The 15,139-nt window shown below is 38.8% G+C and carries 5 protein-coding genes; 2 read left to right on the plus strand and 3 right to left on the minus strand.

Features of this window, described 5'->3' with window-relative positions; genetic code table 11:
- Window positions 1-36 precede the first annotated feature (36 nt).
- The 3 genes from AACZ88_RS12240 to AACZ88_RS12250 all read right to left on the minus strand — a co-directional run bounded on the left by AACZ88_RS12240 (window position 37) and on the right by AACZ88_RS12250 (window position 6,214).
- The gene (locus AACZ88_RS12240; protein WP_339710564.1) at window positions 37-1,527 is read right to left on the minus strand and encodes an arylsulfatase; all 1,491 of its coding nucleotides are present in this window, start codon (window positions 1,525-1,527) and stop codon (window positions 37-39) included.
- Window positions 1,528-1,594: 67 nt separating this feature from the next.
- On the minus strand, window positions 1,595-3,154 hold the full coding sequence (locus AACZ88_RS12245) for a RagB/SusD family nutrient uptake outer membrane protein (protein ID WP_339710566.1): 1,560 nt from the start codon (window positions 3,152-3,154) through the stop codon (window positions 1,595-1,597).
- A gap of 12 nt (window positions 3,155-3,166) precedes the next feature.
- Entirely contained in the window at window positions 3,167-6,214 is a 3,048-nt protein-coding gene (locus AACZ88_RS12250) for a TonB-dependent receptor (RefSeq protein WP_339710569.1), read from the minus strand.
- A 326-nt stretch (window positions 6,215-6,540) separates the two neighbouring features.
- On the opposite strand from AACZ88_RS12250, the gene AACZ88_RS12255 reads away from it, so the two are divergent.
- Together AACZ88_RS12255 and AACZ88_RS12260 are read left to right on the plus strand one after the other, a co-directional pair.
- Complete coding sequence (locus tag AACZ88_RS12255) at window positions 6,541-10,653, plus strand: ATP-binding protein (protein ID WP_339710571.1); 4,113 nt, start codon at window positions 6,541-6,543, stop codon at window positions 10,651-10,653.
- 1,266 nt (window positions 10,654-11,919) lie between these two features.
- A complete protein-coding gene (locus tag AACZ88_RS12260; protein WP_339710573.1) occupies window positions 11,920-15,132 on the plus strand; it encodes a TonB-dependent receptor in 3,213 nt (1,070 codons plus the stop codon).
- Window positions 15,133-15,139: the final 7 nt, after the last annotated feature.

A 15,139-nucleotide genomic window follows, 5' to 3' on the forward strand; every position in this document is an offset into this window, starting at 1 on the left:
AACCCTTTTGAAAAACAACTCACTCAACAACTATTTTCAATTAACGTTTAAATAAGTTCCTTGGTTAAACTTATAAACCTCAGATGGAGTTCTCGCCTCCTTTAATATATCTTCTATTTTTTTTACAATTTCGGGATGCTTATTGGCTACATTATTGCTTTCCCCAATATCGGTAGTCAGGTCATAGAGTTCTATGGGCGCATCCGGGTTCTTTATCACATTGTACTTTACCCCTTTCCAATCACCCATTCTCACGGCTTGTCTACCCCCTTTCTCATGGAATTCCCAGTACAGGTATTCATGATCTTGCTGTTCCTTTTTATCACCTAATAGGGTTGGTAAAAAAGAGATTCCGTCTAGATTTTCTGGAAGCTCGCCGCCTACAATGGATGCGAACGTAGGAAAGACATCCCAAAAGGTAGATACTTGTTCGGTCTTACTACCTGCCTTAATCTTGCCCGGCCATTTTACAAGCATCGGTACGCGAATGCCCCCTTCATAAAGATCTCTCTTAGTGCCTCTAAATGGGCCATTGCTATTGAAATACTCGGGATCAGCCCCACCTTCGGTATGTGGGCCGTTATCGGACGTAAAAATTACAATGGTATTATCGGCAATACCCAGTTTATCAAGTTTTGCCATTATTTCTCCAACTTGGCCGTCTAAGATTTGAACCATGGAAACAAATGCGGCATGTGTTTCTTTTTGTGACTCATAAGGCCCCAATCGATACTCAGGCCCTCCATCAACGCCTTTATACGCTTTTTCAGGAAGAAATTTCCCTCGATATTTACTTAGCACCTCTTCTGGTGCGGCCAATTCAGCATGCGGAATAATCGAGGCTACATAAAGAAAGAACGGATGGTCTTTATTAACTTCAATAAAATCCAATGTTTTCTCATGAATGAGTTCGGGTGCATATACACCTTTTTGTCTTCCGAAATTTTCAGAAAGCACAAGTGAATCTTGATTGGCCCACAAATGACGCGGATAATAATTATGGCCCATGCGCTGGCAATTGTATCCAAAGAAAGTATCAAAACCTTGGTTCAATGGATCACCTTCAGAACCTGGGTATCCCAAGCCCCATTTTCCAAAGGCACCTGTGACATAACCCGCCCTTTTCATAGCTTCTGCCAAGGTATACGTATTATCAGGAATAGGATATTGACCTTCGGGCTGTATCTCTTTATTGCCGCGCACGACCGTATGGCCCGTGTGCATACCGGTTAACAATGCCGACCTTGAGGGTGCACAAACCGTACTTCCCGAATAATGTTGCGTAAAAAGCATTCCTTCTTTCGCCAGCTTGTCGATATTGGGGGTAGTAAACTTTTGTTGCCCATAGGAACTTAAATCCCCATACCCCAAATCATCGGCCAAAATGTATATAATATTGGGTTTATCGACCGATTTTTCAATTGTGTTTTCAGCGGATACTTTTGTTGATTGCCCTTTATTTTTACAAGAGGACAAAGCTAAAATCAAAAATAAAAGGAAAGCTAAATACGAGAAATGTCTCATCATTGGTTTAGTGTCAAAGCATACCATGGGACCAGAAGACTCGCCCCATGGTAGTGATTTATTTAAGGTATTACCTATACCCGTTGTTCGAAGGATCCGATTCTAATAAATTTGGATTCAGTTCCAACTGGTTTTGAGGTATCGGCAACAAAACATGGTACGGCTGTATATTGGTGCCAGGGTTGTTCCATGCCCTATGTTGGACCGATTGCACTCTTTCCAACAAGATACCCCAACGAATGAGATCCATACGACGATGTCCTTCTGCACTCAATTCAAACCTTCGTTCATCGAACATCGCCTCTCTAAATTGATCTTGCGACATACCAGCCCAAGGCTGATCTGGTTCAAACGCACGCTCACGTACCCTGTTGACATAGGCGTAAGCACTACCAGGCCCATTTAACTCATTTTCGGCTTCTGCCGCCATTAAATAGACATCGGCCAAACGAAAAACAATATAATTTTCAGGGTGATTGCTACGCAAAGAATTTTCTTGGTCTAGATTCCAATTTTTTCTAAAGTAAGGGAACGATAGTTTCCACCCCAAATATTCGGAGACGATGGTCGCATCATATCTTAGATCACCCTCTTGCCAGTTTTCCCTCAAAGCAAATTCGGGTAAGGGAACAGACCAACCGAAACCGGTCATATCTTCATTGCGATCGCGAAGCAACCCTTGAAAAATCGATACTTTACTACCTGAAACCCCATCAACAATGGTATCATTATTACGCCCAGCTGGTTCATCCCTAATACGCGGATTGTAGTCGTCTGTTCTTGTGGTAGACAATTCACCTACCAAATCAGCCTCAAAATCGATTACAAAAATATGTTCGTCATTGTATTGGTTGCTTGGGTCTGATTGATCGAATACGTCGGCATAATTATCTAAGAGCCGATGCGGACTTTGATCAATTACGATATCGCACTCAGCCTTCGCCAATGCCCATTCCTCATCAAAAAGGTGGTACTTTGCTTTTAGTGTTGCAGCGGCCCATTTACTGGCTCTACCTAAATTGCTACCTGAATAGGAAGCAGGCAACAAATCAAAGGCCCTGGCCAAATCAGCTTTCATCGCACTTCTTATCTCGGCTTTTGGAGATCTGCCTAAAACAGATCTTTCCGGCACCGGTAATTGCTCGGTATAAAAAGGGACGTCGCCCCAGAGGTTCGTCAAGTGATAATAGGCTAAGGCTCTCAGAAAGAGCAACTCACCAAGTCTCTGATTAATAGCATCCTCTGAAAGGTTTTCATTTCCCTCGATATTGGAGATAAACTCAGTAGTATTGTTTATTACACGATATAGCTGGATCCAAGTACCATTACCATCTGCCGTACCTTCTTGAATGAGATAATTGTGTATCGCATTGTTTACGTTTCTACTGGCTGCTTGTATATCGGCACCGCTGGTGTAATAATTGTCAAGTCCGCGTTGTCCGTAAAGGTTATTGTTGTGATAGAGTCGGTATACCCCGTTTACGGCAAGTTCAGCTTCTTTATCATTGGTGAAAAAAGCATCGGGTGTAATCTCATCTCTTAAATCTTCTTCTAGAAACTTGTCACATGAGCTCAATACCAAAAAGCTCAAAAGCAGTATCAAAAATTTGCTCGTTAATTTAGTTTTCATATCGATTTTTTTTTAAAATTCTACTTTTACACCTACGGTTATTGTTTTAGCATAAGGATATTGTCCTGATGCGAACCCCTGAGAAACAGAGCCAAGACCACTTCCGGCGGTAAAATTATTTACTTCTGGGTCACCTAATGTAAAGTCTGAAAAGAGTAAGAGATTTGTTCCGGTAACATATACATTCATTGCACTGAATACATTTCCGAGCCCTTTTGCTTCCATAGGAATATCATAATTCAAGGTCATCGTTTTCAACCGTAAATAAGAACCATCTTCTATGTTCAAATCACTATTTACGTTAAATAGGCTGTTCGATGGTCCGGCTCTAGGGATGTCGGAAGTTTCATTTACTCCTGCTATCCAACGTTGCAATACGATAGGATCCACATTTTGCTCTCCCCTACCATAGTATGCCGTCTGTGTGCGTACGTTCCAGATTTCAGCACCATAACTACCATGAAAAAACACATCCAAAGAAAGATTTTTATAGGTGAAGGTGTTTCTAAAACCTCCGTAAAAATCGGGTATCGGACTACCAAGTACTTGAAAGTCTTCGTCATTGATATTGGTATCACCATTTACATCTTCGTATCGAGGTCCTCCAATAAATGACCTTCCCTCCCTTCCATCGGAAATAATCTCCTCGGCGGTTTTATAGGTGCCCAAATATCTAGCCCCCACAAAAGTTGGCAATGCTTCACCGACAATCAACCTTGCCGAATTACCTCCTTGATTTCCTGTAGATTGCAAAGAGATAAACTCTTGATCATCCAACTCTAATATCTCACTATTGTTAGATGATATACTGAGATTCGATTCCCATGTAAAGTTATCATTTTGTACATTGATGGTATTCAAGCCTAATTCAAAACCCTTATTTTGTACAGATCCTAAATTCTGTAATTGCGTTGTTGAGTTTGCCCCTACCTGCCCAGATAATGCGACTGCAAGCAATAAGTCTTCCGTTGTCTTCTTATAATAGTCGGCTTCAAAAGATATTCTATTGTTCAAAAAGCCTAATTCGAGACCAAGATCTAACTGTTTAGTAGTTTCCCACGTCAAACCACTACTGGGTACTTGACCAACAAGCACTCCGTTTACCAAAGAACCATTAAATACAGTTGCCGTATTGGCATAGGTTGCAATGGAATTGTAGGCGGCAACACCTTGCTCCCCAACTATACCGTAACTACCTCTAATCTTAAATCTGTTTATTACATCAGAGTCGACCATAAACGCTTCCTCATCAACGTTCCAAGCCGCACCGATAGAGGGGAAAAACGCATATTTATTACCAGTCTCAAACACCGAAGACCCATCATACCGACCTACCAAGGTGAGCAGATATTTACTTTTATAGCCGTAGTTAATACGACCTAAGAATGAAGTCAAGGTTCGTTGACCATAACCGGAACCAACCGTTGCTGTTTCAGAATCACCTAAAGCCAGATTATTGAACGAAACCACATCGTTCGGAAAATTATCGGCTTCGGCAAACGTACTTTCGTTATTATCTTTCTGCCAGGTAAAACCTCCCAATACTTTTAAGGAATGGTCGTCTAAATCTAGGTCATAATTCAAGGTGTTTTCATTCAATATACTTTTGGTAAAATTGGTATTAATTCTACCATAACCACCAGTTACACGCTCAGGCAATATACCTGGCAAATAATTATTTTGTTTTACATAGTTCAGCTGGGCACCAAAAGTAGATTTAAAGGAGAGATTCTTAGTTATCTTATAATCTACATAAGCGTTCGTTATAAGTTGTGTAACCAAATCGTGATCGACCCGGTGTTGGATATCGGCCTCGGGATTACGTTCCAATCCGGCACTAATAGGGTTTTCAAAAGAAAAGCTGCCATCTTCAAGGTAAACTGGGCGTATGGGCAATACCGAACTAACGATATTCCCATAATTAACCTTATTATTCTCTATTTTATAGTGTGTCATGTTCGCTCGAATACCAGTCTTAAATCTATCGGAAACCCTGATATCAAGATTGGTTCGAAAGTTTACCCTTTCTAAACCAGACCCTCGTAACAGCCCCTTTTGATTAAAGTAGTTTCCTGAAATAAAATAATTGGCGTTTTCAGAATTTCCTGTTATCGAAACATCAGTATTGGATATAGCACCAGGTTGTTCTACTACATCCAACCAATCTGTGGTTGTCGTGTTTTCTGGATCAAAAACCAGCGGTAAACTGGTATCCGTAAACCCAAAACCATCAGGTCCGGGTACAAACTGGTACGATTCATTTTTGTAGTCGATAAAATCTTGCCCATCCAAGATATTGATTCGATTTGCTGTTTCTTGTAGGCTATAATAATGATTGACGGCAATTACAGGTTTCCCGGGTGCCATTCCCTTACCATTCTTGGTCGTAATCAAAATAACACCAGAGGCTCCTCTAGTTCCGTATATCGATAATGCCGTCGCATCTTTTAGAATCTCAATAGATGCAATGTCATTAACGTTAATAGTGTTTAAGTTAAAACCAGTACCCGCGATAAATCCATCGATTACATACAAGGGGTCGTTATTACCGTTAATTGAGCTATTACCCCGAATACGAATAGTAGCACCCGTACCCGGTGTTCCGTTGTTCGAAGTGACCTCTACCCCTGTCGCCCGGCCCTGTAAAGCCTGGTCTACCCTAGCTACTGGTTGGTTCTCCAGAACATCAGATTTAACAGAGGCCACCGAAGACACCAAATCTTTTTTCGTAGAAGTACCATAACCGATGACTACTACCTCATCTAATTGTGAAACATCTTCTTGAAGTACAACATTAATAGTAGTCGCAGTACCTACGGGAACACTTTTTGTAACAAATCCCAAGTAACTGAACTCTAAAATGGCTCCTTCAGGCGCCTTTATAGCATAATTTCCATCAAAATCGGCAACCGCACCTGTTGCGGTACCCTTCACCAAGACATTGACGCCCGGAAGGGGCTGCCCCGATTCATCCGTAATAGTTCCCGTCAAATCTTGCTGCGCTTGCAACGAGACCATACTGAAGAACAGTAGTAGCAATAAAATTCTTTTTAAATTCATAATTGTCTATGTTAGTTAAGTTATACTATCCACGTGGTTGAACAGTTCGTGGATTTTGTAAATATAAACGTCCATTGCGCCCAAGAAATCTCATTTAGGTATCTATATGTTGCATTCCCCGTTTTTATTGACCTGAGACAGCACCTATGCAACATTTACCTACCTCTTTAGCAACATTTAAAACCTTATATTTGATATATTGACCCTTATTTTTATTGTTTTTTCGTAAAAAAAGACTTGTTTTATCTCTAAATCTTGATTTTACAAGACACTAAATTGATTTATTGACGGTTATGGTCAATTCATACCATTCAAAGTTTCGCCCCATGAAACAATTACGTATCTACTTTTTAGTACTACTATGCCATGTTACCTGTTTCGCTCAAAATGAAAGGGCCACCTATTTTCATTCCCTAAATATTGACGGTATTCCGTTCAGTAAAAAAACCAATGTTATTTTTGAAGACCACTTGGGGTTTCTTTGGTTAGGCACCGATAGTGGACTTTACAAATATGACGGACATTCATTGGTAGAAAACCGCTATGATGTTTTTGATGAAAAATCTATTCCTAACAACAGTATAAACTCTATTACCGAAGATGACCAAGGAAATTTATGGATCGGAAGCGAAAGTTATCTGATTTACTACAATCGAAAATCAAATAGTTTTCGGGGCTACTATAAAAACAATACCAGCAAGATTCTCGGAAAATCATTGGATGGTACCATATGGGTCAATTTGCGAAATACTGGAATCGTAAAAGTGATACCCGACGCAAAGGAGGAAAACATAGCTTTTGAAACACAATTTAATTACAAACAAAAAAATAACATTTGGGCCAAAGACAAACAGATAAATCATTTCTGTGAAGACCTCTTCGGCAGAAAATGGTTTGCCACCCCAAAAGGTATTTTAGTGTTAGATGAAGAGTATACCCTTAACGAAACAGGTTTTTTATCAAACACAGAGCTCTTGATCAAAACTGAAAACAACACCTTTATTGCGGCTACAAATGAAGGCATTTTTGTATTGGGTTATAGAAAAGGTGATTTTCAATTAGAAATATTGGAGACCTATATGAGTTTTCAAAAAAAAGGAGCAATCCGACCCGAATTCACCTCAATATCAATTGAAAAAGAATCTGGCACACTTTGGGTCGGCAATCAATTTGGTCTATATAGAGGTATTCGTGAAGACAACCTGTATAAGTTTGAATCTGTAAGCAACGCCAACACCAAAGAAAACAGCCCTGTTGAGAACAAAGTTAATTCTTCTATAATAGACAGTTATGACAACCTGTGGATCGCCACCAACAAAGACATAAAAAAGCACATAGGCCGTGCTTCGATTTTTAAATACACCGCTATAGGTGAAAATTTAAATAATTCATTTGCGCAGTCCTTGCTCAAGGAAAATGCCAAGGAAATGTTACTGACGCTGAACAAAAACGGATTGTATCGGTACAATCTAGTATCTAACGCCCATACCCTATTATTGCCTACGGAAGAAAACTATTCCTTTGTTAAGAAAGATTTTGAGCAAAAAGAAATTTTGGTAGGGGCCGGCCCCTTTCTTTTAACATCAAAAAACTATAAAAGCGGCAAAGCCCCTATCGAATTTGACACTATCAAAAGTTTTCATAAAAGCATAAGGGATATCGTTACCCTGAACAAGAATGAAATTTGGGTAGGTCTTTGGGGTGGCGGTATAGATATCATTAGTTCAGCGAAAAACATTTCTGAATTTAAGTACAAAGCCATTTCACTTCTTCTTGGCAAAAATGTATCTGTAATGCACTTAGACAAATCACAGAATATATGGGTTGGTACTAGAGGTGACGGGCTATATAAAATCAATCTTATTGAAGAAGAAATTAAAATATTCAACCCCGATATCGAAAAAGGGTTGTCTTCCAATGCTATTTTAAGCTTACTGGAAACCGAAGGTGGAAATATATGGATAGGCACTAGAGGTGGTGGTCTAAATTTTTATAACGCACAAGACCATACCATAAGAAATTTTGGAAAAAAAGAAGGGTTAATATCAACAACCGTTTCAAGCATTGAAAAGGACCAAACAGGAAATTTATGGATCAGTACGCGAAACGGTATTTCACGCTTTGACGAAAAAGAAAAGAAATTTGTCAATTTCGGCATGGAAGACGGTGTAACCGAAAGTTACTTCATGTTTAACTCTTATTCTAGCGATATGGATGGGACATTGTATTTTGGTTGTCCTGGTGGTTTTTATACTGTGCATACGAAGAAATACAAAAAGGTATTTCAGGTCCCCAAGACTATTATAACCAATTTTACCATTTTAAGTGATCAGCCAGACGGACAATACCTCGAAAACCAAGGACCAACAAAAGCATTTTCAAATGCTGAGCCCAAGCAATTACCATATAACAAAAACAACATTGCCATAGAGTTTTCTTCTTTAGATTTTACGGCACCCACAAAAAATGAGTATGCCTATATGCTTGAAGGCATAAATGATTCGTGGCATTACACCAAGGCTTCCAATAGAAATGCGAACTACAACAATCTTCCCCCCGGAAAATACACCTTCAAGGTAAAGAGTTCAAACAGTGACGGTGTTTGGAATGCAACACCCACTGAATTTGGTTTTGAAATCATTCCACCTTATTGGAAAAGCAATCTGGCCTACTTTATGTATTTCTTACTCTTCACTATTTGCATCTATATAGCAGCTCTATTGGTGCAACGCTGGTACAAATTGAAGAAAAAACTGGTTGCAGAAACCGTAAGCCGTGAAAAAGACAATGAAATGAACCGAATCAAAATGGTCTTTTTTACAGATATATCACATGAACTGCGTACACCATTATCCCTTATTCTTGGCACAATAGAGAAAGTTGTAAAAGAAAAGAAATTTACATTAAGTCCTATCACCTCTCAACGCATTTATAACAATACCTTAAGAATGCATCGGTTGATCAATCAAATTATGGACATCAGAAAATTTGATGAAGGTAAATTTAAGCTCCAAATATCAAAAAACAATATTGTAAAAGACATTAGCATTATTAAGAATGCTTTCAATGATTTTGCTAAAATTTACGATATAGAGTATAAGTTCTTGTCCAAAGCAGAGGTCTTAAAAGGTTGGTACGATGTTGATATTCTAGAGAAAATACTCTTCAACCTCTTATCCAATGCCTTTAAGTACACACCAAAACAAGGAAAAATTATCGTTTCCCTAGAATGTACTGACGAAAATGACAACACCTTAAAAGCAATGCACTTGAAAAAAAGCACCTATATCAAATGCAGCGTTAAAGATAATGGCATTGGCATTCCAAAGGAAGATTTAACCCACATATTCGATCGCTATTACCAGGCAACAAAGAAATACAGTAACCAGATACCGGGTACAGGAATAGGTATGGAGTTGGTTCACAAACTTGTAGAAAGACATCATGGTACCATACGGGTCGAAAGCGAAGAAAATGTGTTCACCGAATTCACTTTTTATATTCCGATTAACAAAAACGTATACCATAGGAAAGAAAGAACAAATTCAGGAAAACCACTTACTAAAAATTATATTCATAATTCCGAATTTCAGGTTATTGAAGAAGTCGCTTCTAAATTTAACACGGAGCCGAGTGTCATAACCGATAAAAAACCAAGAGTATTAATCGTGGAAGATAATAACGACTTAAGGTCAATGATCAGAGATGAATTGAAAGAAGATTTTAATGTTTTTGAAGCATCCAATGGTCTGCAAGGATATGACCAATGCATCGAAATAAAGCCTCAATTAATTGTTTGCGATATACTCATGCCCATTGAAGATGGAATGTCAATGCTAAAACGTTTAAAAAAGAATGAAGAGACCAAAACCATTCCTATTTTTATGTTGACCGCTAAAAGTTCCGAGGAAACAAAAATAAAGTGCCTTAGTTTAGGGGCCGACGATTATATTGAAAAACCCTTTAGTCTTGAATTTGTAAAATGGAAGGTAAAAAATGCACTATTATCACGTAAGGAACTAAAGGCGAAATACAGTAAAATAATTACAGCGGAACCCACCGATATCGAAGTAGCTTCGAATGACGAGCGATTTATCAAAAAACTGGTGCGAATCATCGAGAACTCAATGGAAGATAATTTGTTAAGCGTCGAATATCTAGCCTCAGAAGCTGGGATGAGCCGCGCACATCTCTATCGAAAACTTCAGGCAATAAACGGAGAAACACCAGTAAACTTTATCAAAAAAATACGTCTTAAAAGAGCTGCTCAGTTATTGAAAAAAAATAAAATGTATATTTCAGAAGTGGCCTATATGACCGGTTTCAACAATCAAAAGTATTTTAGTAAGTGTTTTGCCAAAGAGTTCGGTAAGAGCCCCACTAATTATGTCAAGGAATTTGCTACACAAAAGCAAAACGTTACTAATCAAAGCCATTAACAAAATCGCTTTACAATTTATTTTTATCCTATAATACAAAATAAACTATCGTTATATGCGATGAAAATTCGTAGTCAACTTAAACACCTCAGGCACATCTATACCGAATAAAACATAAGCTACCTCATGAGGTCTAGCGATTAAAAAGACCAATAAAAACACCTTGAACGATTATAATGTGTAAAGCATAGTGGTTGTCATCATCTTCGACCAAGTATCTCAAAAAAAATGGATAGCGTTCGTTTCTAAAATAGAATTAAAATTAGTTGCCCATACTTACACACTTTCAGATCAAACCTATGGCAGACAAGACAAAATAGTCCCTCATTCAAATGAGAAGGTTGTCTTAACCCACATTTCCGTCGCTTTTGTTAGGAACGGTTTTAGACGATTTAATTCGCATTGTTGTTTATTTGCATCGGAAATAATTATTTGAAGACATACTGGTTACCCAAGCCATATTCTGATTTACCCCTAGGTCTTTCTCCATTTAGTTTCAATTCATTTTAATCTCCTTTTAAAACCTGCCCACTATCCGAGCACTTAACTTTAATGTTTGTTTTACTAGACGACGTCTCAAGTAAGAAATAATAATTAACAAATTACATTTACAAGTTTATTTCAAAAGATAATTTAATAAAACAAACTCTTTGATTTTAAACTTCGCCCTTCTATCAATACGACACCTTTAATTCAGTTAAGAGGCATGAAAAATAATTTAAATCAAGAAGGCAAATAAAGACACCCCACTCCAAATATCCCGTTTTAATTATTTAATTTACAGGTATATAATATACTAATGAGGCCAATTACAAGTCCGACCAATACAGACTATACCTATTCATGAAATAAACAGAAAAGTACTCATTTTCAAAACACATATTCATCCAACAAAAATCTTAGTAATAAAAAGTATAAAAGGAATATACGCAATTTAAACATTCTCAATTTACTCAAAATCAAATATATATAATATACTTCAACATATACGCCTTGACTCTCTTTTAAAAAATATCCATTAAAAATGGACCTTTATTGTATTTTTTAACTATTATCTTAAATTTTTCTTAAAAATTAAAATAAAAAACATATATTTACAACTTTATAATATCATTTTATTATCTATTTCCGTTACGGATGTATGATGTGACAACAACCTATATGCTTGTTGCTTGTGCCACTTTTTCAATGAACTGACCGCAACCATGGTCTGCAACACCGTAAATAAGAAATTCGAATAAATGTATAACCAAACTCAAAACCCATATGAAAAAGACAAGAGCAGCAACCGACAAATTAAGGTTTCGATCGGCATTTGTACTGTTTCTTTTGACCACGGCATGGACCATGGCACAAACAGTTACAGGAACCGTAGGAAGTAGTGAAGGCCCCCTGGCTGGGGCCAGTATTGTGGAAAAAGGCACAACCAATGGTACGCAAACCGACTTTGATGGTAATTTTGCCATCGAGGTAGCCAAAAGTGATGCCGTATTGATGATATCGTATATAGGCTACACCACTAAGGAAATTCCCCTTAACGGACAAAGTACGATTTCGATCAACTTAGAGGAAAGTGCCGAGGGCCTTGATGAAGTCGTGGTCGTAGGCTATGGAGCAAAGAAAAAAGTAAATCTAACAGGTGCCATTTCAGTTGTGGACAGCGAGACATTTGCCGATAGACCGGTAGCCAATGTTCAACAGGCTTTACAGGGCGCTTCCCCTGGCCTACAAATCACCACCTCAACGGCAACGGGAGAACCTGGAGCAGAAATGAACCTTAACATTAGGGGGCTGCAGAATTTCAGTGGAACAAATGGAAGTGGACCTTTGATTTTAATAGATAATATTCCCATGGGAATGAATGATATTGATCCTGAAGATATTGCTTCTGTTTCTGTATTAAAAGATGCGGCTTCATCTTCTATCTATGGTGCAAGAGCGGCGTATGGAGTCGTTTTAATCACCACGAAAAGTGGACAGAGGGACGAAGGCGTGAACATCTCCTATTCAACAAATTATGCCGTTACTACGCTATTGAATATGCCGGAAAATGCAGATGCACTGTCATTTGCGCATACCATGAACCATGCACGGGCAAATATGGGTGCAGGGCCCTATTTCGATGAACAAGCCCTATCGTGGATTACGCAGAACATGGCCAACCCGGGGAGCGCTCCCGAAGTACTTGAAAATCCGAATGGTTTATCTTGGAATATTGGTACCGATGGTCTCAACGCCCATGCGGCAACCGACTGGCGATCACACTTTTTTAAGAAAACCAGTGCCCGTAAAAAGCACAACCTCAATATTAGCGGGGGAACCAAGAACACGTCTTATTATATATCCGCCGGAGCTTATGATGAGGAAGGACAACTAAAACAGGCCGATGACTATTTTACCCGATACAATCTCAGTGGGCAAATAAGCACCAAAGTAACGCCGTGGATGGATGTTTCGCTTTTGACCAAATATAGGTATCAAGAGCAAGAATATCCAGCGCATCCCACATTGGGCAGATCTTTCGTAATGTTGCTTATGACCCGGCTTAAACCGACCAAACCCGCGTTTTACCCAGGAACAGAGGTTTGGACAGGAAGAATTGGTGAACAAGAGTTACATAAAACGATTACCAAACAGCGACAACTCATACTTTCCCCTAGAATAATCCTTGAACCGTTGAAAGACTGGGTTACAACACTGGAGCTGAATTATAGAACTAACGACAATAGCTCACAATCCCGTTTTCCAACAGTACCCACCGCAGTACCCGATGGGTCTGGAGGTTCAATAGTACTCTCCTCCAATCAGGCAAATACGCGGTACTGGTCTGAACTTTATACCAATACCTATATATCACCCAACCTGCGCACTGAATATTCAAAAAGTCTGGGTAAACATAATTTTCATGTTTTGGCCGGGTTTCAACAAGAAACTTACGATTATAATAACCTACAGGTACAGGCGAATTATCTGCTAACGGATGCAATTCCTTCGATCAGCACATCTGTTGGGGAAATCAATAATGTTAATTTAAACAACGGAAATCCTTTTGAAAAAGGACATTGGTCCACCCAGGGATTTTTTGGACGTTTCGGTTATGATTTCGACGAAAAATACTTACTTGAATTTAACGTAAGGAGAGATGGTTCCTCAAGATTTGAAGATGGGGATAGGTGGGGAACTTTTCCATCATTTTCTGCAGGTTGGGTTCTTTCAAAAGAAAACTTTTATCCTTTAAAAAATCAAATAGGTTTCTTTAAATTGAGAGGGTCATATGGCTCTATTGGAAACCAAGATGTGGCCAATTACCTATACATACCCAATTTACCAGTGAGCCAACCTGGCTTTTTATTTGGCGGAGAACAACTTTGGGGCGTTGGAACACCGAATCTTAGCAGTATTGATTTATCTTGGGAAACTGTAACTACGCTCGATTTTGGTGTAGATCTAAAAGCGTTTAACAATAGATTGGGCATTACGTTTGATTGGTACAAATCAATAACTTCAGATTTACAGACAGCAGGGTTGGCCATACCAGCGGTATTAGGTACCACTCCACCCTCTTTAAATGCAGGCGAAATCGAAACCAAAGGATGGGAAGTTGAACTTTCTTGGCAAAATTCAAACGCCGATAGTAGCTTCTCCTACGGCTTTACAGGCGTGTTATCCGATTATCAATCTACAATATCGAAGTTCCCCACCAACGCTACAAACCTTACAACCCAAAATTATGTAGGAAGAACTATTGGTGAAATATGGGGGATGGAAACAGATGGTATTTTTCAATCTCCCGATGATGTGGATAGCTGGCCAAATGACCAATCATTTATTTATAATGGTGATTGGTTTCCTGGCGACTTAAGATATGTAGATCAAAATGGGGATAATATAATCGATGTTGGGGATAATACGCTAGGAAATACCGGGGACCGTAAAATACTTGGCAACAGTACACCACGATTTCAATATGGTTTTAGTGGTAATGTCGCTTTGAAAGGATTTGATGCATCATTTTTTATACAAGGAATAGGGAAAAGGGATTTAAGCCTCACAGGGCTTGGAACCTTTAGAGGACCTGCTAACGGTCCCCTTCATGCCAACGTATATGAGGAGCATCTCGATTTTTGGCGGGATGATACCAGCCCATTGGGAGCCAATCCAGATGGCTATTTCCCAAATTCTTATTCCCAATTTACTGGGCAAAACAATAAAAACTATCGTTTTCCAACGACTAGGTTTATTCAAAATGGCGCCTATCTAAGACTAAAAAATGTGCAATTGGGGTACACTCTTCCTGCTAGTGCAATCGAAAAATCAAAAATTTCCAAAGCTAGGATCTATATTTCAGGAGAAAACCTTTTAACATTTACAGATTTAATGATCTATGACCCCGAAGCATTTAACGGGGCACAGGCCCGAATAGGTGATCAATACCCGTTAAGCCAAGTATTTTCATTGGGTCTAAACATTAATTTCTAAAAACAAT

Source organism: uncultured Kriegella sp., assembly GCF_963975415.1.
Classification (GTDB): Bacteria; Bacteroidota; Bacteroidia; order Flavobacteriales; family Flavobacteriaceae; genus Kriegella.

Bases quoted from the DNA above. Each gene is read 5' to 3' on its own strand.
- AACZ88_RS12240 (WP_339710564.1), bottom strand. From the start codon at position 1,527: ATGATGAGACATTTCTCGTATTTAGCTTTCCTTTTATTTTTGATTTTA.
- AACZ88_RS12245 (WP_339710566.1), bottom strand. From the start codon at position 3,154: ATGAAAACTAAATTAACGAGCAAATTTTTGATACTGCTTTTGAGCTTT.
- AACZ88_RS12250 (WP_339710569.1), bottom strand. From the start codon at position 6,214: ATGAATTTAAAAAGAATTTTATTGCTACTACTGTTCTTCAGTATGGTC.
- AACZ88_RS12255 (WP_339710571.1), top strand. From the start codon at position 6,541: ATGAAACAATTACGTATCTACTTTTTAGTACTACTATGCCATGTTACC.
- AACZ88_RS12260 (WP_339710573.1), top strand. From the start codon at position 11,920: ATGAAAAAGACAAGAGCAGCAACCGACAAATTAAGGTTTCGATCGGCA.